Here is a 21,811-nt window from a genome sequence, read left to right as displayed (position 1 = left end):
CCCGGCGGCTTGTTTGCCGTTGTTCCGTGTCAGTGGAGGCGCATTATAGGGAGTTCTGAGACGTTGACAAGCCCTGTTTGAAAAAAACTTTTCAACCGTCTCTTTTTTACTCAAATGCCTGCTAATCACCCAGTTTTTCAAGCCTTTCGAAGCCATAACGCTGCAAAACGGGTAAAAGCTGCTCAGTTTCCGGCGTCAGCGCCATGCAGAACGCCACATTCTCTTCTGATGATTTCGCATCTGGCGATTCATGTTCGAGCAACCAGGCCGTACGCCGGGCAATAGCCGCACCGGAATCTACCAGCCTCGTGCCTTCCGGCAGAACGGCAAGCAGTTCCTCCTGTAAAAGAGGAAAATGCGTACATCCTAATACCACCGTGTCCGGCGGCTCGGGCATTCTCAACCACGGACGCAGAATTCGGCGCAGTTCTTCCAGAGAAACAGGTTCGCCGTGCAGCTTTGCTTCCGCCAGTACCACCAACTCCGCCGAGCCCAGCATTTCAATCTGGCACTCATTGGCAAAACGCTCGATCAGCTCACGCGTATAAGGGCGTTTTACCGTCCCGCGCGTTGCCAGCAAACCAACGATACCATTCGCCGTCAGGCGAGCTGCGGGTTTTATCGCGGGCACTACACCCACAACCGGGAATGCAAACTTCTCGCGTAAGGCGGGGAGGGAAACGGTGCTGGCGGTATTACAGGCAATCACTGCCAGAGCAAGAGGGTAACGCGCCTGCACCGCCGTGACGATTTCCAGCACGCGCTCAACGATAAACGCTTCACTCTTTTCACCGTAAGGGAAGGCAACGTTATCGAAGGCGTAGATGTAATGCAGATCCGGCAACAGATGCCGAATCTCATTATAAACCGACAACCCACCGACCCCGGAATCAAACACCAGGACGGTGGGACGTGGATCAGAAGGTGTAGCTGCCAGACAAGGTGTATTCCCGTCCTGCAGTTTCGTAGCCATAAACTGTCTCGTAATCTTTATCGAACAGGTTGGCGATTTTACCACGAACTGTCAGGTGAGAGGTGACCGGATATGAAACGGCGAGATCCCACAAGCTCACACCGCCCATCTGAACACGCTCTGAACTGTAGGTATTCGGATCGATTGCGACATCATAACGCGTGCCCAGATAGCGGTACGCCACATTCCAGTCGAGATCCCATACCTGCCAGTCAAGCTGATACTTCACCTGCTGCTTAGAACGACGTGCCAGTACTTCATTTGTTTTGGCATTTCGCGGATCGACATAGTCATAGGAAATTTGATGCCCTAACGGCCCCGTATCAAACTGCGCCGTCGCTTCAATACCTTTGATACGAGCTTCACCGATATTGTAATAGCGATAGGTATGCGGATCGCTGTCAATCAGGTTGTCAATATCGTTCCGGTATCCCGTTACACGCCAGTTGACCGGGCCAGTGAGACCTTCGAAACCACCTTCCCATTGCTTGCTCTCTTCCGGCTTGAGGTCCGGGTTGCCGTATGCAGCGCTATGGATTTGACTCATGGTTGGCGCTTTATAAGCCGTACCGTAAGAACCGATAATCCGGTAACCATCAACAAACTCCCAGGCCGCACTGGTCTGCCAGGTGCTGTGGTTACCGAAATTGGAGTTATCATCATTACGGGCAGCGGCTTCCAGCGTCACGCTGTCAAAAAGCAGCTGAGTCGCCGAAAGGAATACGCCGGTGTTGTGCTGCTCGTAGCCTTCATCCAGATAGCCCGTACCTGCCTGGGTTTTCTGTTTCTGCCAGTCCACACCCGCGCCGATATTACCGTGACCTACGGTAAAGGTGTTCAGCCACTGTGCGGTGTACTGCTTGACGTCATCTGTCGTCGCGGAGGAAGCGTAACGGCCTTTGCTCGGGTCATAGTTCTGATCTTTGCTGCGGCCATAGCCCGCCACAAGTTGCGACTGATAAATGCCCTGGCTATAGCGCAAACCCGTATCCCAGTTCTGGCTGTAAAGCTGACGGGTATCTGGTCGGCCATCAACCATAAAGTTGGCATCATAGTGATCGTAACCGTCATACGCCGTACGGTTATCGTAGCCAAAGCCACGAACGAAGCCGCTCAGGTTGTCAGTGATCTGCTGTTCTACGGAGCCGAATAGCGATTTACTCATAAATCCATCCCGGTCAGGCTGACGCGATGCATCTTGCGCATCAATATCAAACCCGCGGGTATAGGTGTAGTTGCCGCCCAGCGTAACCTGAGTTTTATCGTAGGTCTGCTGGAAAGAACCATCATAACTTTGATAACTATGGGAGCCGAAGCCCGCAGAAATCTCACCACCAGGCTTATCACGGCCAGTAATAATGTTGATCACTCCGCCAATAGCATCCGAACCATAGAGTGCCGAGCGCGGGCCACGAATATATTCAATACGTTGTACCAACGAAACGGGGATTTGGCTGAGATCCGGGACGTTGCTGATGCCTGCATTATTCAGAGGGATGCCATCAATCAGTACCAGCACATGGCGAGATTCCGTACCACGGATAAAAGTCGACGAAGTCGCCCCCATTCCACCGCTTTGCGCAATATCAACCCCAGGAAGACGTGACATAACTTCCGTGACGCTTTGCGCCTGCCAGCGTTGGATATCTTCACGAGTGACAACCGAGGTAGGCGCCAGCACCGTATTGAGAGGCTGTTGAAATCGATTTGCCGTGACGACCATCGTGTCTGAGCTGCCATCCTGCGCCCAGCCAGAAAAAGCTGTGACGGAGAGCGCCGTCAGCAGCGAAGCTTTTTTAATCATTGTTAAAAGCATCCAGTAAATAAGAAGGATGCCGCTGGCCTCATGGCTATTCGCGAGCATGAGGATCCGTTGCGACGTACTCCGGCAGGTCTTCGGGCTGGAAGGCCCCCGAAAGGATTCGGGGTGAAGAAATGATGACTTCCCGCCAATGGGCAGTGTCTGCTTACGCTCTCATTTCGCCTTACTCTACCGCTGCGCGTCAGCTCCAGATTTGCACTGGATTCCCTTTTAACTCACAGGACCGGAAACAGGATGCTACATTCAGAAACATGCAGATGTCCAGACTGCTATTCACCGCGGCCAGGCCATCGAAGGCTGGACATCCTGTGAGCATTCCCTACAATCGCCGCGTTATTTCTCTCTTACAGGAAGCACCATGACCCCTGAACACCTGCCGACAGAACAGTACGAGGCCCAACTGGCGGAGAAAGTCGTCCGCCTGCAAAGCATGATGGCGCCGCACAATGCACCGGTTCCGGAGGTGTTCCGCTCACCCGTCAGCCACTACCGCATGCGTGCCGAATTCCGTATGTGGCACGACGGCGACGATCTGTACCACATCATTTTCGATCAGGAAACGAAGCTGCGTATTCGCGTTGATACCTTTCCGGCCGCCAGCGAGCTGATTAATGCCCTGATGAAAGCCGTGCTGGAGGGGGTAAAGGCAGAGAAAACGCTGCGCCACAAGCTGTTCCAGATTGATTACCTGACGACCGTCAGCAACCAGGCCATTGTGTCGCTGCTGTACCATAAAAAGCTCGATGAGGAATGGCAGACAGCCGCCACGGCTTTGCGCGATGCGCTGCGTGCAGCCAACCTGAACGTCCACCTGATTGGCCGGGCGACGAAAACCAAAATCGCGCTGGACCAGGACTTTATTGACGAGCGCCTCCCCGTGGCCGGCCGTGAGATGATTTACCGCCAGGTTGAAAACAGCTTCACCCAGCCTAACGCGGCGATGAACGTGCAGATGCTGGAATGGGCGCTGAACGCCACTCAGGGATCAAAGGGCGACCTGCTGGAGCTGTACTGTGGCAACGGTAACTTTTCTTTAGCGCTGGCGCGTAACTTCGATCGCGTACTGGCAACCGAAATCGCCAAGCCATCCGTTGCCGCCGCGCAATACAACATCGCGGCAAACCACATTGATAACGTGCAGATCGTTCGGATGTCGGCGGAGGAGTTTACTCAGGCGATGAACGGCGTGCGGGAATTTAATCGCCTGCAGGGAATCGATCTGAAGGGCTATCAGTGCGAGACAATTTTTGTCGATCCGCCGCGCAGCGGGCTGGACAGTGAAACCGAGAAGATGGTGCAGGCCTATCCGCGCATTTTGTACATTTCCTGTAACCCGGAAACGCTGTGCAGAAACCTGGAAACGTTAGGTCAGACTCACAAAGTTGAGCGCCTGGCGCTGTTCGATCAGTTCCCGTACACCCATCACATGGAATGCGGCGTCTGGCTGACGAAGAAATAATGTTTTTTTAGGGCAGGTAAGCACCGCGCCACCTGCCCTAAATGCCGGACCAGGCCTACAAAACAACAAAATACAGCTTATTCTGCGGCTTCAGCCTTACGATTACGCATCCGCAAGCCAATCCAGAACACCATCAGCACTGACAGTACCGCCGGGAAGAAATTAGAGCCAATATCCGGGTACTCCGCACGTACCACGGTGCTGTAGACCAGTACGCCAAGAATGAAACAGGCCGCGGCAAGGCCAGGTAAACCCACCGGCATCGTACGGTTCTGGTAGCGTTGATGCAGGCAGTACACCGTCAGCACCAGCGCAATCAAAGGGAATATTGAAAAGGGCACAATCGAGCTGAAAAGCGCTGCACATGTCCCGTTAATGGATAAGCCAGCCACCAGCGCCAGCAACAACGTACCTCTGTCTTGACCTGTCTGTTTCATTGCTCGTCCTTCACTCTTCGGAAATGTGTGTCGTTTTCTCTTGTTCGCGGCGATACCAGTAATATGCACCTTTGGAGATCATCCGCAGCTGCAGCACCAGTCGCTCTTCTAATTGCCGACGCTGTTCAGGGCTGATATCCAGCGCTTCCGCGCCCGCACTGAACACAATGGTCACCATCGCTTCCGCCTGCGCTTCGGTAAAGGCGCGCGGCATGTGGTTTTCGATTTCCAGATAGTCCGCAAGTTCCGCAATGAAGTGCTGAATTTCGCGCGCGACGGCGGCGCGAAACGCCGCCGACGTGCCGGAACGTTCGCGGAGTAATAAACGAAATGCGTTGGGGTTATTACCGATGAACTCCATAAAGGTCGACACGGAAGTGCGGATCACGCTGCCGCCTTTGGCGATTCGCTGGCGCGCCTGGCGCATCAGCTGACGCAGCATCAGCCCGCTTTCATCGACCATGGTTAAGCCCAGCTCATCCACATCGCGAAAGTGACGATAGAAAGACGTCGGCGCAATGCCGGCCTCGCGCGCCACTTCACGCAGGCTGAGGCTGGCAAAACTGCGCTCCGCGCTCAGCTGGCTGAATGCGGCTTCCACCAGCGAACGCCGGGTTTTTTCTTTTTGTTGTGCTCTGACGCCCATCACGATGTCTGAATCCTTCCATCTGCCTTGCTGGCACTATACCAGAGATTAAAACTAATCTGTTTCAGGTGCTTTGTGAATGAATGTTTACGGGCGGTTTGTGCTTTAACGCCGTAAAAAAGCACAACGATAATTGGGTTATCCCACCGATAATGTTACTATTCTGTTGCTTTTATGTATAAGAACAGGTAAGCCTTACCATGCCACACACCTACGATTATGATGCAATAGTAATTGGTTCTGGCCCGGGCGGCGAAGGTGCCGCAATGGGGCTGGTGAAACTCGGCGCCCGAGTCGCCGTTATTGAGCGCTACCACAACGTCGGCGGCGGCTGCACCCACTGGGGCACCATCCCGTCAAAAGCGCTTCGCCATGCCGTCAGCCGTATTATTGAATTTAACCAGAACCCTCTCTACAGCGATCACTCCCGACTTCTTCGTTCTTCCTTTGCCGACATCCTCAACCATGCCGACAGCGTAATTAATCAGCAAACGCGGATGCGTCAGGGATTCTACGAGCGTAACCACTGCGAAATTTTGCAAGGCAATGCGCACTTTATTGATGAGCACACTATCGCGCTGGAGTGCCACGACGGCTCCGTCGAAACGCTCACTGCCGAAAAATTCGTGATTGCCTGCGGCTCGCGCCCGTACCGCCCGGACGATGTCGATTTCACGCATCCACGCGTTTATGACAGCGACTCAATCCTCAGCCTGCATCATGAGCCACGCCACGTGATCATTTACGGTGCCGGGGTTATCGGCTGCGAATATGCGTCGATCTTCCGCGGAATGGAGGTCAAAGTCGATCTGATCAACACCCGCGATCGCCTGCTGGCCTTCCTCGATCAGGAGATGTCAGATTCCCTCTCGTACCACTTCTGGAACAGCGGCGTAGTGATTCGCCACAACGAAGAGTACGAGAAAATCGAAGGCATGGACGACGGGGTGATCATGCACCTGAAGTCCGGCAAGAAGCTGAAAGCCGACTGCCTGCTCTATGCTAACGGACGCACCGGGAACACCGACTCGCTGGCGCTGGAGAACATCGGCCTGCAAACCGACAGCCGCGGTCAGCTGAAAGTGAACAGCATGTATCAGACAGCCATCCCGCACATCTATGCCGTTGGCGACGTGATTGGTTATCCAAGCCTGGCTTCAGCGGCTTACGATCAGGGCCGAATTGCGGCACAGGCAGTGGTGAAAGGTGAAGCCACCGCGCATCTGATTGAGGATATCCCTACGGGCATTTACACCATTCCGGAAATCAGCTCCGTCGGCAAAACCGAGCAGCAGCTGACGGCGATGAAAGTGCCTTACGAAGTGGGTCGGGCGCAGTTTAAGCACCTGGCGCGTGCGCAAATCGTCGGTATGAACGTAGGCACTCTGAAAATCCTGTTCCATCGGGAGACCAGGGAGATTCTGGGGATTCACTGCTTTGGTGAGCGCGCGGCCGAAATTATTCACATCGGCCAGGCGATAATGGAGCAAAAAGGCGGTGGCAACACCATCGAGTACTTCGTTAACACCACCTTTAACTACCCGACGATGGCGGAAGCCTATCGGGTAGCGGCGCTGAATGGCTTAAACCGCCTTTTTTAACGACTTATCGAAATGGCCATCCATCTGCGTGCGGATGGCCTCTGCCAGCTGCTCATAGCGGCTGCGCAGCGGTGAACCCGGACGATACACCAATCCTACCGTACGACGCGGCTCCGGCTTAATGCACGGCAGATAAATCACGCCATCACGTTTACGTTCAGACGGCACGGAGAGCGCCGGTAACAGCGTAATTCCGCTGCCTGCGGCCACCATATTGCGCAGCGTTTCCAGGCTGGTTGCACGGAAGTGTGTATCTTCGTCCGCGCCCGCCTCAAAACAGAAGCCCATCGCCTGATCGCGCAGACAGTGCCCGTCCTCCAGCATCAGCAACTTTTCACCGGCCAGGTCGGACATCGGTACCACGTCGCGGTTGGCCCACGGATGGTCCTCATAAATCGCCAGCATCATTGGCTCGTCAAACAGCGGAACCTCAATAAAGGCTTCACTCTCTTTAACCAGCGCGAGAATGGCGCAGTCGAGCTTGCCGCTGTCGAGCTGTGCCAGCAGCTGATGCGTTTGCGCTTCATGCAGATACATTTCCAGCTTCGGGAACGTCTGATGCAGCATTGGGATAATCTGCGGGAGCAGATAAGGCCCCACGGTCGGGATCAGGCCGATATGCAGCGGACCGGACATCGTTTCGCCCTGTTGGCTCGCCATCTCCTTGAGCACTTTTACCTCGCGCAGCACCGTACGCGCCTGATCCACCAGCAGCAAACCGGCCTGGGTGAACAGCACCTTGCGGCTGGTACGCTCCAGCAGCATCACGCCAAGCTCATCTTCCAGCTTGCGGATCTGTCCGCTCAGCGTGGGCTGGCTGACGTGGCAGGAATCCGCCGCGCGGCGAAAATGACGATGCTCGGCAAGCGCCACCAGGTATTCAAGATCACGAATATTCATTCTTCATCCTCCATCGCCACGATAGTTCATGGCGATAGATAGCATAGCAACGAACGATTATCCCTATCAAGCTCTCTGGTCAATAATAACCCACATAAACGAGGCGGTACCTCATTTAACCCTTGAAGCCACCGACTCGTTCAGAGTTTCTCTCTGATACAAATAACGAAAGCCAACGTGAACTTTGCGGACCCCGTGGTCCGCTTTTTTTTGCGTAAAAAAGCCTGGTCCAGATAAAAGCAAAAAGGCAACTTGAGTTGCCTTTTTTAGTGTTTGCTCCCTCTTTCCGTGGGAGAGGGCTGGGGTGAGGACACCAGACCATAGCGAGCTTAATTCAATCGCGCCTTAGCGTCAGCAATTGCCTGCGCAATCTGTTTCGGTGACACGCCACCTTTTGCAGCACGCTTATCCAGACAAGACTGCAGCGACAGAACCGGATAAACATCTTCACCAATTACCGCACTGAATTTTTGCAGGTCTGACAGCGGCAACTCTTCCAGCGGTTTGCCCTGACGAATGGCTTCCACCACAGCTTCACCAACGATATGGTGCGCTTCGCGGAACGGTACACCTTTCGCAACCAGATAATCCGCCAGCTCCGTTGAGTTAGCATACCCTTGCTGCGCGGCTTCCTGGCAGCGCGGGCGTTTTACCTGAATGCCGTCCAGCACCAGCGCGCCCATATGCAGGCAGTCCAGCCAGGTGTCGAGTGCATCGAACAGCCCTTCTTTGTCTTCCTGCATATCTTTGTTGTACGCCAGCGGCAGGCCTTTCAGGGTCATCATCATGCCCGTCAGCGCGCCCTGCACGCGGCCACACTTACCACGAATGAGCTCCAGCGCATCCGGGTTTTTCTTCTGTGGCATCAGGGATGAACCGGAGGTTACGCGATCGGAAAGCTCCACGAAGCCCGCTTCGCCAGAGTTAAAGAAGATAAGGTCTTCCGCAAAGCGCGACAGATGCACCATGCCGATGGACGCATTCGACAGCAGTTCCAGCACGTGATCGCGATCGGAGACGCTGTCGAGGCTATTGCGGGTAGCCGAGGCAAAACCCAGCCAGCCTGCCAGCTGCTCACGGTCGATTTCATACGCCGTGCCTGCCAGCGCGCCGCAGCCGAGCGGGCTTACGTCCAGACGTCTTAACGTATCCTGTAAACGGCTTTCGTCACGGGCCAGCATTTCAACATACGCCAGGCACCAGTGCGCAAACGTCACCGGCTGTGCGCGCTGCAAATGCGTGTAGCCCGGCATTACCGCATCCTGATTATTCTTCGCCGTTTCCACCAGCGCCTGTTGCAGCTGACGGCTGGCGCTCAGCAGTTCAGTAATTGTGTCTTTGCACCACAGCTTCAGATCGGTGGCAACCTGGTCGTTACGGCTACGCCCGGTATGCAGCTTTTTTCCCAACTGACCCACTTTGTCGATGAGCTTGCCTTCTACCCAGCTGTGAATATCTTCGGCATCGCTCTCAAGAATTTGCTGTGGATTGGTACGAACTTCCTCCAGCAGCACGTTGAGCGCCTCTTCAAGCTGCTGTTGTTCGGCGGCCGTCAACACGTTAACCGTCACCAGCGCTTTAGACCAGGCCACAGAGCCAACGATGTCCTGCTCCGCCAGGCGATAGTCAAAGCGCAAAGAGTCGTTGAACAGTTTGAACCGTTGATCCGCTGCCTGAGTAAAACGCCCGCCCCAAAGTGCCATAACATGCATCCTTAAATTCGTTTATTTCTGCCGGATGGCGCTACGCTCATCCGGCCTACGCTATTGCAGGCCCGGCAAGCGCAGCGCCGCCGGGCAATAAAAAAATTAAGCCAGAATCCGCGTGCCGATTGGCGCGCCGTTGAAAAGCGACGGCAGCTGCTCAGCGTGACGCCAGGAGGCGATATCCACCGGGCGACCCAGCGTGCGGGCCGCATCCAGCGCAGCATTCACTTTAACGATCATGCCGTCGGTGATAATACCCTGGTCAATCAGCTGCTCCGCCTTCGCCGCAGTCATTTCCGCAATGCGCTGGCCTTTACCGTCCAGAATTCCGCTTACGTCAGAAAGCAGGATCAGATCGGCACCGAGCGTTGCCGCCAGCGCCGTCGCGGCCTGGTCGGCGTTAACGTTCATCAGCTGACCTTCTTCCGTCACGCCAATGGAGCTCACCACGGGCAGGAAACCACCTTCCAGCAGCGTATTAATCAGCTTTGGCGAACCCGGTTTCGCCAGCCCAACGTGGCCCAGCTCTTCATCCAGCTGCGTGACCTTTACGCTGTCGCCATCGCCAAGATACAGGCCAACGGAGGCGATATGGTGCTTCTTCGCCCACGCCAGCAACGTTTTGTTCGCTGTGCCTGCCAGCGCACCGGTGATGATATCAATCTGATCCGCAGGCGTGACGCGCAGTCCGTTCTTCTTTTTCACCGGCAGATTGAGCCCTTTCATCAGTTCATCCACCACGCAGCCGCCACCGTGAACAATCACCAGCGGGCGCTTGTGCTCCGCCCGGTAATTTACCAGCGCGCTGAACAGCCGCTCCAGCGCTTCTTCACTGTCCAGCAGCACACCACCGAGTTTGATAATCAAAGGATTCATCATCACGTATCCATTAAAGAAGAGACTGGGTTTCAGCAAAGCCGAAACGAATGTTGGCGCACTGCATCGCCTGAGCAGCTGCGCCTTTCAGCAGGTTATCCTCTGCAGCGACCACGATCAGGTGCTCGCCCTGAACGGCAAAGCCGATATCGCAGAACGGCAGGCCGACGACATTTTTCAGCGCCGGAACACCGTTGTTGTACAGACGAACCAAAGGTTTAGCGGCATACGCCTGAGCGAAGGTTTCCGCCACCTGTTCGCGGGTCACGCCCGGCTTCAGCCGACAGGTAATGGTTTCCAGAATACCGCGCTTAAAGTTACCCAGATGCGGAGTAAAAATCACCTCAGCACCTAAGTGAGTGGTAATTTCAGGATGATGGCGGTGGTTGAACACGCCGTAAGGCTGCAGGCTGACTTCGCAGAAGCTATTGGAAATCGCCGCTTTGCGCCCTGCTCCGCTGACGCCACTGGTGGCGTTGATCACCGGCCATTGGGAAAGATCTAACAGCCCGGCGTCGATCAGCGGCTTCAGGGAAAGCTGCGCCGCCGTTGGATAACAGCCCGGCACCGCAATCAGGTTCGTTTCTTTAATTTTGTCGCCGCACCACTCCGCCAGGCCGTAAACGGCTTGCTCAAGCAGCGCCGGATATTGATGGGTGAAGCCATAGTATTTCTGATAAAAATCAGCATCATTGACGCGAAACGCACCGGAAAGATCGAATACTACGCAGCCAGCGTCCAGGAACTGTGGAGCCAAATCGTGACTCACTTCATGCGCCGTAGCGAGGAACACCACGTCTACGCCCGCGCTGAAATCACGGATGTCGGACATCGGCTGTAGCGGCAAATCGACAATGCCTTTCAGTTGAGGATGCAGATCGGAGATTAGCTTACCGGCATCATTGCTTTGCGCTGAGACCGTCAAAGCGGTTATGTTCATATGCGGATGACGATTTACGTAGTTCACCAGCTCAGCGCCAGCATAACCGCTTGCGCCTACTATCAGCGTATTCAACATCGGGTTCCTTTATGCTCAACGATAATGTATTTTTATTCACAAATATTGCATGAATATTGATACTATCACGACCTGAGGTGTGTCAACAATGAAAAACAATTTACCGCCATTTATCGAGATTTACCGCGCATTGATCGCCACACCGTCCATCAGCGCCACCGAAGAATCCCTCGACCAGAGCAATGAAGGTTTAATCAATCTTCTGGCCGAGTGGTTTTCCACGCTGGGCTTTAAGGTAGAGATTCAGCCCGTTCCCGGAACCCGCCATAAATTCAATATGCTTGCCAGCACCGGTGAAGGCGCAGGCGGGCTGCTGTTAACGGGCCACACCGATACCGTACCATTCGACGACGGCCGCTGGACGCGGGATCCCTTCACCCTGACCGAGCACGACAACAAGCTTTACGGCCTGGGCACTGCCGACATGAAAGGCTTCTTCGCCTTTATTCTCGACGCCCTGCGCGACGTCGACGTGACGCAGCTGAAAAAGCCGCTCTACATTCTGGCCACCGCCGATGAAGAGACCAGCATGGCGGGCGCACGCTATTTCTCAGAATCAACAACTCTGCGTCCGGACTGCGCCATCATTGGTGAGCCAACCTCCCTGCAGCCGGTTCGCGCTCACAAAGGCCACATTTCCAGCGCCATTCGCGTGCTCGGTCAGTCGGGTCACTCCAGCGATCCGGACCGCGGCGTGAACGCCATCGAACTGATGCACGATGCGATTGGCAGAATTATGCAGTTGCGCGACTCGCTGAAAGAACGCTATCACTATGATGCTTTTGCCGTGCCTTACCCGACGCTAAACCTTGGGGCAATCCACGGCGGTGACGCGTCCAACCGAATTTGTGCCTGCTGCGAATTGCATATGGACATTCGTCCGCTGCCGGGCATGACGCTCGACGATCTTGAAGGGTTGTTAAACGATGCCCTGGCCCCGGTCAGTGAAAAATGGCCGGGCCGCCTGACGGTTTCAGAACTGCATCCCCCAATCCCAGGCTACGCCTGCCCGCCGGATCACCAGCTGGTACAGGTCGTGGAAAAACTGCTCGGCACGCAAACCGAAGTGGTGAACTACTGCACCGAAGCACCGTACATTCAGACGCTGTGCCCAACGCTGGTGCTCGGTCCGGGCTCAATTAATCAGGCGCACCAGCCGGATGAGTATCTCGAAACCCGGTTTATCAAACCTACGCGCGAGCTGATTACTCAGGTTGTGCATCATTTTTGTTGGCACTGATTTAACGGAAACGCCCGGCGGCGCAACGCTTACCGGGCCTACGTTCAAATACAGGCCGGAGAAACGCAGTGCCGCCCAGGTTAGTGATTCTCCTCACATTTCCATAAGCAGCGCTTATCTCGCTCTCTCGCAATTAAATTTCGCAAATTGTCGGCATTTATTCGTTTGCTGAACCGATTTCGCAGCAATTGACGTAGGGGTTTTTACGTGGCTTTATAAAGTGAACACGAGAAAAAACTGAATACCTTTGTCCGAACGATTTTGACTCACCGCACGCGGTGCCGTTGCGGCTGTGCAAAATCCAGGGACATACATAAATGAGATGGGGTGTCTGGGGTAATGAACGAACAATATTCCGCTTTGCGTAGTAATGTCAGTATGCTCGGTAAGGTGTTAGGGGAAACCATCAAGGATGCCCTTGGCGAAAACATTCTTGATCGCGTTGAAACCATTCGTAAGTTGTCAAAATCCTCCCGTGCGGGCAATGAAGCCAACCGCCAGGAGCTGCTCACCACGTTGCAAAATCTCTCCAACGACGAGCTGCTGCCGGTCGCCCGCGCCTTCAGTCAGTTTCTGAATCTGGCGAATACCGCCGAGCAATACCACAGCATTTCGCCCAACGGCGAAGCGGCCAGCAACCCGGAAGTCATTGCCCGCACTCTGCGTAAACTCAAAGATCAGCCGAACCTGAACGAAGCGACCATTAAAAAAGCCGTCGAGGCGCTGTCGCTGGAGCTGGTGCTGACTGCCCATCCGACGGAAATCACCCGCCGGACGCTGATCCACAAAATGGGCGAAGTGAATAGCTGCCTTAAGCAGCTGGATAATAAAGATATTGCCGACTATGAGCGCCACAGCCTGATGCGCCGTCTGCGCCAGCTGATTGCGCAGTCCTGGCACACTGATGAAATCCGTAAGCATCGCCCAAGCCCGGTCGATGAAGCCAAATGGGGCTTTGCGGTGGTCGAAAACAGCCTCTGGGAAGGCGTGCCAGATTACCTGCGCGAGCTCAACGAACAGCTGGAAGAAAACCTTGGCTATCAGCTGCCGGTTGACTTCGTGCCTGTCCGTTTCACCTCCTGGATGGGCGGCGACCGTGACGGTAACCCGAATGTGACCGCCGATATCACACGGACCGTACTGCTGCTCGGTCGCTGGAAGGCCACCGATCTGTTCCTGAAAGATATTCAACTACTTATCTCTGAACTCTCGATGGTCGACTGCACCGATGAGCTGCGTGAATACGTGGGTGAAGCGGGCGCCGCAGAACCGTATCGCTACCTGCTGAAAACTATCCGCAGCCAGCTGATGGCGACTCAGGCCTGGCTCGAAGCGCGTCTGAAAGGCGAGAAACTGCCAAAACCGGCGGGCCTGCTGACCCAGAATGAACAACTTTGGGAACCGCTTTACGCCTGCTACAAATCTCTTCAGGCCTGCGGCATGGGTATTATCGCCAACGGCGAGCTGCTCGACACCCTGCGTCGCGTGAAGTGTTTTGGCGTACCGCTGGTGCGTATCGACGTGCGTCAGGAAAGCACCCGCCATACCGAAGCGCTGGGCGAACTGACCCGCTATCTCGGCATCGGCGACTACGAAAGCTGGTCCGAAGCCGACAAACAGGCGTTCCTGATCCGCGAGCTGAACTCCAAGCGTCCGCTGCTGCCGCGCCAGTGGGAGCCAAGCGAAGAAACTCGCGAAGTGCTCGACACCTGCAAAGTCATTGCCGAAGCGCCGAAAGGCTCTGTCGCCGCGTACGTAATTTCGATGGCGAAAACGCCTTCCGACGTGCTGGCCGTGCACCTGCTGCTGAAAGAAGCGGGTATCGGCTTTGCGCTGCCGGTCGCGCCGCTGTTTGAAACCCTCGATGACCTCAATAACGCCAACGACGTCATGACGCAGCTGCTGAACATCGACTGGTATCGTGGCTTCATCTCCGGCAAGCAGATGGTGATGATTGGCTATTCCGACTCCGCAAAAGACGCGGGCGTGATGGCCGCCTCCTGGGCACAGTATCAGGCTCAGGACGCGCTGATCAAAACCTGTGAAAAAGCAGGTATTGAGCTGACGCTGTTCCACGGACGCGGCGGCTCCATTGGTCGTGGTGGTGCGCCTGCACACGCGGCACTGCTCTCTCAGCCGCCGGGTAGCCTGAAAGGCGGCCTGCGCGTGACCGAGCAGGGCGAGATGATCCGCTTCAAGTACGGCCTGCCTGAAGTGACCATCAGTAGCCTGTCGCTCTATACCAGCGCCATTCTGGAAGCCAACCTGCTGCCGCCGCCGGAACCGAAGCCGGAATGGCGTCATATCATGGCCAAACTGTCCGACATCTCCTGTGAGATGTACCGTGGCTACGTGCGTGAAAACAAAGATTTCGTGCCGTACTTCCGTTCCGCCACGCCGGAGCAGGAGCTGGGTAAACTGCCGCTGGGTTCACGCCCGGCGAAGCGCCGTCCGACCGGCGGCGTGGAATCGCTGCGCGCTATTCCGTGGATTTTCGCCTGGACGCAGAACCGCCTGATGCTGCCAGCCTGGCTCGGTGCCGGCGCCGCGCTGCAAAAAGTGGTGGAAGACGGCAAGCAGAGCGAACTGGAAGTCATGTGCCGCGACTGGCCATTCTTCTCTACCCGCCTGGGCATGCTGGAGATGGTGTTCGCCAAAGCCGACCTGTGGCTGGCGGAATACTACGATCAGCGCCTGGTGAAGAAAGAGCTGTGGCCATTAGGTGCCGAGCTGCGCCAGCTGCTGGAAGCGGACATCAAGGTGGTTCTGGATATCGCCAACGATTCACACCTGATGGCAGATTTACCGTGGATTGCCGAGTCTATCCAGCTGCGTAACATCTACACCGACCCGCTGAACGTGCTTCAGGCCGAACTGCTTCACCGTTCACGTCTGGCGGAAGAGCAAGGCAAAGAGCCGGACCCACGCGTTGAGCAAGCCCTGATGGTCACCATCGCGGGCGTGGCAGCAGGTATGCGTAATACAGGTTGATGGCCGGAAATGTCGGGTGGCGCTTTGCTTACCCGACCTGCGAAACCTCGCAGGCCCGGCAAATGCAGTACCACCGGGTAGCTAAAACAAAAATCCCCGCTCGAAAGCGGGGATTTTTTATACTAAACGCAGAATTACTGCAGGTCGAAGCGATCCAGGTTCATCACTTTCACCCATGCCGCGACGAAGTCTTTGACGAACTTCTCTTTGGCATCACCGCAGGCGTACACTTCCGCCAGCGCGCGCAGGACAGCGTTGGAACCAAACACCAGGTCTGCACGGGTTGCGGTGTACTTCACTTCACCGCTCTGACGGCAGCGACCCTCGAACAGCTCAGCAGACTCGTCTGTCGCTTTCCATTCGTTGCGCATATCCAGCAGATTAACGAAGAAGTCGTTGCTGAGGACGCCAGGACGGTCGGTGAATACGCCCGCTTTGCTACCATCGAAGTTAGCGCCCAACACGCGCAGACCCCCCACCAGCACGGTCAGTTCCGGCGCGGTCAGCGTCAGCTGCTGCGCTTTATCAATCAGCAGAGATTCCGTGGTTGCCGCATCCACACGAGCGCGGTAGTTACGGAAGCCATCGGCGACCGGCTTCATCAGGTTGAACATTTCAACGTCGGTCTGATCCTGACTTGCATCCACACGTCCTGGAATAAACGGCACCCGCACGCTAACGCCAGCGGCTTCTGCAGCCTGCTCAATGCCGACAACGCCCGCCAGTACGATAATATCTGCCAGTGATGCTTTACCAGACGCTTTCTGGATAGCTTCCAGCGCAGGCAGCGCTTTAGCCGCCACGGCGTTGACGTCCCAGTCGCGCTGAGGGGCCAGCGCCAGACGTGCACCGTTCGCGCCACCGCGCTTATCGCCGCCACGGAAGGTGGAAGCAGAGGCCCAGGCGACGGAAACCAGTTCGCTGACGGAAAGACCCGCATGGGCAATCTCTGCCTTCAGTTTGTCGATATCCGCAGGCGTCGGGCTGTGGGTCGCTTTCGGCAGCGGATCCTGCCAAATCAGATCTTCTTTCGGCACTTCCGGGCCGATGTAACGCGCTTTTGGCCCCATATCACGGTGGGTCAGTTTGAACCACGCACGGGCAAAGGCTTCGTTAAACGCTTGTGGATCGTTGAGGAAGCGACGGGAAATTTTGTCGAAATCCGGATCGAAACGCAGCGTCAGGTCAGTAACCAGCATGGTTGGCTTACGTTTTTTCGATGGGTCGAACGGATCGGGAATGATTTCTGGCGCATCGACCGCTTCAAACTGGATAGCCCCGGCCGGACTGCGGGTCTGCACCCACTCGTATTTGTACAGGTTTTCGAAGAAGTAGTTGCTCCATTGGGTTGGGGTCTGCGTCCAGACCACTTCCAGACCGGAGGTAATGGCATCTGCGCCAACGCCGCTGCCGTGCGTGCTGGCCCAGCCCAGGCCCTGGGATTCAATCGGCGCAGCTTCCGGATCGGCACCCACATTTGTGGCCGACCCGGCACCGTGGGTTTTACCCAGGGTGTGACCACCGGCGATCAACGCAACGGTCTCTTCGTCGTTCATGCCCATGTTGCCAAAGGTAGCGCGAATGGCGGATGCCGCAGAGAGCGGTTCACCGCTGGCGTTTGGCCCTTCCGGGTTAACGTAAATCAGGCCCATCTCGGTGGCCGCAAGCGGGCGTTTCGCCAGTTCTTCCGGATCACGGTGCTTCAGCCAGGTGGTTTCATCACCCCAGTTCACGTCCATATCCGGTTCCCAGACGTCTTCACGTCCGGCACCAAAGCCGAAAGTACGGAAGCCGGAGTTTTCCAGCGCCACGTTACCGGCCAGGATGAACAGGTCAGCCCAGGAGATTTTCTGACCGTATTTTTGTTTGATTGGCCACAGCAGACGGCGGGCCTTGTCGAGACTGACGTTATCCGGCCAGGAGTTGAGCGGCGCAAAGCGCTGCTGGCCGCGACCAGCACCGCCACGGCCATCAACGGAGCGGTAGGTTCCTGCACCGTGCCACGCCATACGGATAAACAGGCCTGCATAGTTACCCCAGTCGGCTGGCCACCAGGGTTGAGAGTCGGTTAACAGCGCTTTGAGATCGCCTTTCAGGGCGGAGTAGTCCAGTTTGCTGAATTCTTTACGGTAATCAAAATCTTCGCCCAGTGGATTCGAGCGGCTGGAGTGCTGATTGAGGAGATCGACCCGAAGCTGTTTCGGCCACCAGTCACGGCTGCTGGTTCCGGCTCCTGCGCTTTCATCATGACCGCCCTGATGAAACGGGCATTTTCCTGCGGATGCTGCGTTATGATCGTTTTCGTTATTGCTCATCTTCCTGCTCCCTTCAGTGTTTTCATACCAGGATATACAGCTCTGCAGATTAGTTATAGATGATAAAATCTACAGATTTGATAGTTGTTTCCTTCTGGCCATCCACACGATAACAAAAGTTCTTCATAGAAATGTCGACGCGTCCGTAAACTTTCGACAATAACCCTGGATTATGCAAGGTAAACAGGTCAATGATCTGTCAGCATTTCTTCGTAATTTAAGCGAAAGCTAAGGCGGGAAAAGAGAGGCACAAAAAATAAGGCCCTCGGGAGAGGGCCTTATCGTTACGCCGGGCGCACGCCCAGCGTATGGCAGATAGCGTAGCTCATTTCAGCACGGTTCAACGTGTAGAAATGGAAGTCCTTGACGCCTTCGCGACTGAGGATTTTCACCATGTCCATAGCGATGTTCGCGCCCACCAGCTTGCGGGTTTCGGCATCGTCGTCCAGCCCTTCAAACATTTTCGCCATCCATGTCGGGATGCGTACGTTGGTCATATCAGCAAATTTCTTCGCCTGTTTGAAGTTCGACACCGGCAGAATACCGGGAATGATTTCCACGTCGATGCCGGTTGACGCGCAGCGGTCGCGAAAACGCAGGTAGCTTTCAACGTCAAAGAAGAACTGGGTAATCGCGCGGCTTGCGCCAGCATCGACTTTGCGCTTCAGGTTCAGCAGGTCCGCCTGTGCGCTTTTCGCCTCCGGGTGTACTTCCGGATAAGCGGCGACGGAAATATCGAAGTCACCGACTTCTTTCAGCAGGCCGACCAAATCCGCCGCGTACATATCCGGCTTTCCGCTGCCCGGCGGCAGGTCGCCGCGCAAAGCGACGATATGGCGGATGCCGTTATTCCAGTAATCCTGGGCAATGGCGCGCAGCTCGTCGCGGGAAGCGTCAATACAGGTCAGATGTGGGGCGGCTTCCAGCCCGGTTCTCTCCTTGATACCTTTAATGATGCTGTGAGTGCGGTCACGCTCGCCGGAGTTTGCCCCGTAGGTGACGGACACAAATTTCGGCTTCAGGCTGCTCAGTCGATCGATAGAAGCCCATAAGGTCTGCTCCATTTCACTGGTGCGCGGCGGAAAAAACTCGAAGGAAACATTAATCTGGCCCTGTACTTCGGCCAGGCTCTGATTCAGGGCTTCCCGCTGGTTGGCGTGAAAAAAGCTCATACCTTACCTCTTCAATCTTCTGTGTTGTTTATTATGTTATGAGCATCTATACGTTTAGACGTCCAGAAGTCAAAAATGACTGAAAAGCGACGGGCAGTCAACTAAAAATAACGCACAAGGAGTGAGGTTTGTTCAGGGAAGGTGAAAATTATTCATAAGGCAGAGGCAGTGCCCGGCGGCGAAAGCTTGCCGGGCCTGCCCTGAATGCAGGCGCAGAAGAGGCTACAGCAGCTGCGCCAGACGGTTAATGTCCGACTGAATCGCCCCGGCAGTGACGTCACGACCCGCACCCGGACCGCGAATCACCAGCGGGTTATCACGATACCAGCGGCTTTCGATGGCAAAAACGTTATCACAAGGCAGCAGCGCCGCCAGCGGGTGTTCCTGACGCACAGCCTCCACGCCAACACGCGCTTTACCGTTGGCGTCGAAGCGAGCCACATAGCGCAGCACCAGTCCCATTTCCTGTGCCGCCTCCAGGCGCTGAATCATCTGCTCATTCAGCTCATCGCCGTTCTCAAAGAAGTGATCGATAGACCCCTCTTCGCAGTGCGATGGCACCAGAGACTCCACGCGTACCTGATCGGGCTCGATGTCATAACCCGCTTCACGGGCGAGGATCACCAGCTTGCGCATCACGTCTTTACCGGACAGATCCACGCGCGGATCGGGCTCGGTCAGCCCTTGCTGCCACGCCTGATCCACCAGCTCCGTAAACGGTACCGTGCCGTCAAATTGCAGGAACAGCCAGGAGAGGGTTCCGGAGAAAATACCGCTGATGGCGAGGATGGAATCACCGCTTTCACGCAGATCACGAACGGTATGGTTTACCGGCAGGCCCGCGCCGACGGTGGCGTTATACAGCCAGTGGCGTCCGGTTTTCTCAAACGCATCGTGAATCTGGCGATACTTATCGCTGGTGCTCGCGCCCGCCAGCTTATTGGCGCTGATCACGTGGAAACCGTGGCTGGCAAAATCCAGATACTGATCGGCGAGCTGAGCGCTTGCGGTGACATCAAGCACCACCAGGTCATCGTATGGATGCGCACGCATCCACAGGAAAAGCGACTCTTCATCCTGCTCAACCGCTTCATCGTTAAAGAAGGCGAGCGCGCGGCTGGCGTCGAGCCCTTCGTAGTTGAGCAGGCTGCGGCTGCTGTCCACCACGCCTGCCAGCACAAATTCAAACCCGGTGCGCGCTGAGAGCGTACTTTGCTCACGGGAAAACAGCTCCAGCCAACGAGAACCGATGTTACCTTTGCCGAACAGTATCAGGCCGATGCGTTTTTCCGCACGGAAGAGCGACTGATGCAGGCCCTGAATCAGGCTCTCCGTTGGGCCAGTGCGCAGCACTGCCACCAGGCTGATGCCCTCTTCCGACTGCCAGGTAAACTCGACCGGCTGGCCTTTCAGCTGCTGCCAGAAACGGTGGCAGTGCAGCGGATTACGGGTGACGCCCGCCCCGACCATTGCGATAAGCGCCAGACCCTGACGCAGGCGCAGTTCGCCCGGCAGGCCCGCCTCATCCAGCAATTTCAGGGCGCTGTCGGCGACTTCGGCGGTGTAGCAGAATTGCAGCAGGTGGCGGTCGGTATGCACGCCGACGGCCAACGGGCGCACCTGCGAACGTTTAAGAATCAGGTCGATCTCTTTCTGCGCAAGCTTAAAGTCCTGGCTGGCAGGCACCTGGAACTCAATCAGGCAAACGTCGTCATGGCTGGTAACGATACGGGCCCCGGTGCCGGAAGCCAGCACGCGTTCGATGCGGGTGGAACCCTGATCGGGGGTGTAGCTACAGCGAAGTTGCAGATCGATGTCGCTGCCGGAAACGGGTTGCAGCGTGCGGGCATGCAGTACCGGCGCAGCCAGACGCGCCAGTTCACTCGCTTCATCAAGACGCAGCAGAGGAAGCAGGCACGCATCTTTGACTTTACGCGGGTCGGCGCTGTAAACCCCGGCGACGTCGCTCCAGATGGTGACGCGGGAAACGCCGGCCAGCGCGCCAATCTGTGTGGCGGAGTAGTCGGAACCGTTGCGGCCCAGCAGTACGGTTTCGCCCGCGTTATTGCGGCTAATAAACCCGGTCACCACCAGACGTTTATTCGGGTGCTGTGCCAACAGCTGCTGGAGCAACGGGAAAGAAAGGCCTTCATCAACCTGAGGCTGAGCGGCACGCTCGGCGCGTAAAAATGAACGGGCATCGAGCCAGGCCGCGTCCAGGCCCTGCTGTTGCAGCACGGCGGACATTAAACGCGCAGACCACACTTCACCGTGGCCCACCACTTCGGCGTACACGGCGTCATTCACGCCGCCGTCGAGGAGTACGGCCAGACGTTCAAGATCGTGGATGAACTCCGCAATCATGCCGTCGGCCACGTCGGCAGGCAGCAGGCCAGTCATCAACTCAATCTGATAACGGCGCAGCGACTGCTGAACCTGATGCGCAGAAAGGCGATCCGTCTGGCTGAGCTTCAGCCAGTTGATCAACTGGTTGGTGGTGCTGCCAGCGGCGGAGACGACCATCATGTCATCAGGCTGCGAGTGTTCAGCCATAATGCCTGCCACGCGCAGGTAACATTTCACATCCGCCAGACTACTGCCACCAAACTTGTGCAGTTGACGACCCTTCGCCCCTGCCTGCGCTATCACACTCAT

General features: G+C 56.0%; 15 protein-coding genes and 1 riboswitch. Of the genes, 4 read left to right on the top strand and 11 right to left on the bottom strand.

Translation table 11 applies throughout. The features are described from left to right. Window positions 1-121: 121 nt before the first annotated feature. Together murI and btuB are read right to left on the bottom strand one after the other, a co-directional pair. Complete coding sequence (gene murI, locus RTU33_RS18455) at window positions 122-973, bottom strand: glutamate racemase (RefSeq protein WP_312629285.1); 852 nt, start codon at window positions 971-973, stop codon at window positions 122-124. Further along, window positions 918-2,777, bottom strand: a complete 1,860-nt coding sequence (gene btuB, locus RTU33_RS18450; protein WP_312629284.1) for a TonB-dependent vitamin B12 receptor BtuB — start codon at window positions 2,775-2,777, stop codon at window positions 918-920. The genes murI and btuB overlap by 56 nt, the downstream gene beginning before the upstream one ends. A 65-nt stretch (window positions 2,778-2,842) precedes the next feature. Then, a riboswitch (cobalamin riboswitch) is annotated at window positions 2,843-3,038 on the bottom strand. A 115-nt stretch (window positions 3,039-3,153) separates the two neighbouring features. Here btuB and trmA point away from each other — a divergent pair. Further along, window positions 3,154-4,254 (top strand): tRNA (uridine(54)-C5)-methyltransferase TrmA, encoded by a 1,101-nt coding sequence (gene trmA, locus RTU33_RS18445; RefSeq protein WP_312629282.1) that lies wholly within the window; start codon window positions 3,154-3,156, stop codon window positions 4,252-4,254. 77 nt (window positions 4,255-4,331) lie between these two features. Here trmA and RTU33_RS18440 read toward each other — a convergent pair whose 3' ends face one another. Both RTU33_RS18440 and fabR read right to left on the bottom strand, forming a co-directional pair. Next, window positions 4,332-4,691 carry a YijD family membrane protein gene (locus RTU33_RS18440; protein ID WP_312629280.1) on the bottom strand — a complete coding sequence of 120 codons (360 nt, stop codon included), beginning with the start codon at window positions 4,689-4,691 and terminating at the stop codon, window positions 4,332-4,334. 10 nt (window positions 4,692-4,701) lie between these two features. Beyond that, entirely contained in the window at window positions 4,702-5,340 is a 639-nt protein-coding gene (gene fabR / locus RTU33_RS18435) for an HTH-type transcriptional repressor FabR (protein ID WP_312629279.1), read from the bottom strand. A gap of 197 nt (window positions 5,341-5,537) precedes the next feature. Between fabR and sthA the strand changes: the two genes are divergently transcribed. After that, on the top strand, window positions 5,538-6,938 hold the full coding sequence (gene sthA / locus RTU33_RS18430) for a Si-specific NAD(P)(+) transhydrogenase (RefSeq protein WP_312629278.1): 1,401 nt from the start codon (window positions 5,538-5,540) through the stop codon (window positions 6,936-6,938). Here sthA and oxyR read toward each other — a convergent pair. The 4 genes from oxyR to argC form a co-directional block, all read right to left on the bottom strand. Continuing rightward, a complete protein-coding gene (gene oxyR, locus RTU33_RS18425; RefSeq protein ID WP_312629277.1) occupies window positions 6,921-7,838 on the bottom strand; it encodes a DNA-binding transcriptional regulator OxyR in 918 nt (305 codons plus the stop codon). The two genes, sthA and oxyR, sit on opposite strands and share 18 nt — an antisense overlap. Window positions 7,839-8,167: 329 nt before the next feature. Continuing rightward, a complete protein-coding gene (gene argH / locus RTU33_RS18420) occupies window positions 8,168-9,541 on the bottom strand; it encodes an argininosuccinate lyase (protein ID WP_312629276.1) in 1,374 nt (457 codons plus the stop codon). Window positions 9,542-9,646: 105 nt separating this feature from the next. Then, a complete protein-coding gene (gene argB, locus RTU33_RS18415; protein ID WP_312629275.1) occupies window positions 9,647-10,423 on the bottom strand; it encodes an acetylglutamate kinase in 777 nt (258 codons plus the stop codon). Between the two features lie 10 nt (window positions 10,424-10,433). After that, entirely contained in the window at window positions 10,434-11,438 is a 1,005-nt protein-coding gene (argC, locus tag RTU33_RS18410) for an N-acetyl-gamma-glutamyl-phosphate reductase (RefSeq protein ID WP_312629274.1), read from the bottom strand. Between the two features lie 88 nt (window positions 11,439-11,526). Here argC and argE point away from each other — a divergent pair, with 88 nt between their 5' ends. Together argE and ppc are read left to right on the top strand one after the other, a co-directional pair. Continuing rightward, window positions 11,527-12,678 (top strand): acetylornithine deacetylase, encoded by a 1,152-nt coding sequence (gene argE / locus RTU33_RS18405; RefSeq protein WP_312629273.1) that lies wholly within the window; start codon window positions 11,527-11,529, stop codon window positions 12,676-12,678. 339 nt (window positions 12,679-13,017) lie between these two features. Then, on the top strand, window positions 13,018-15,669 hold the full coding sequence (ppc, locus tag RTU33_RS18400; RefSeq protein WP_312629272.1) for a phosphoenolpyruvate carboxylase: 2,652 nt from the start codon (window positions 13,018-13,020) through the stop codon (window positions 15,667-15,669). Between the two features lie 134 nt (window positions 15,670-15,803). Here ppc and katG read toward each other — a convergent pair whose 3' ends face one another. The 3 genes from katG to RTU33_RS18385 all read right to left on the bottom strand — a co-directional run bounded on the left by katG (window position 15,804) and on the right by RTU33_RS18385 (window position 21,811). Further along, a complete protein-coding gene (gene katG / locus RTU33_RS18395; RefSeq protein WP_312629271.1) occupies window positions 15,804-17,984 on the bottom strand; it encodes a catalase/peroxidase HPI in 2,181 nt (726 codons plus the stop codon). Between the two features lie 284 nt (window positions 17,985-18,268). Further along, the gene (gene metF, locus RTU33_RS18390; RefSeq protein WP_312629270.1) at window positions 18,269-19,156 is read right to left on the bottom strand and encodes a methylenetetrahydrofolate reductase; all 888 of its coding nucleotides are present in this window, start codon (window positions 19,154-19,156) and stop codon (window positions 18,269-18,271) included. 222 nt (window positions 19,157-19,378) lie between these two features. Continuing rightward, window positions 19,379-21,811 carry a bifunctional aspartate kinase/homoserine dehydrogenase II gene (locus RTU33_RS18385; protein WP_312629269.1) on the bottom strand — a complete coding sequence of 811 codons (2,433 nt, stop codon included), beginning with the start codon at window positions 21,809-21,811 and terminating at the stop codon, window positions 19,379-19,381.

Source organism: Scandinavium sp., assembly GCF_032012665.1.
In the GTDB taxonomy this organism is placed as follows: Bacteria; Pseudomonadota; Gammaproteobacteria; order Enterobacterales; family Enterobacteriaceae; genus Scandinavium.
Note: the sequence above shows the minus strand (reverse complement) of the source record. Positions and strands in the feature narration are given on the sequence as shown.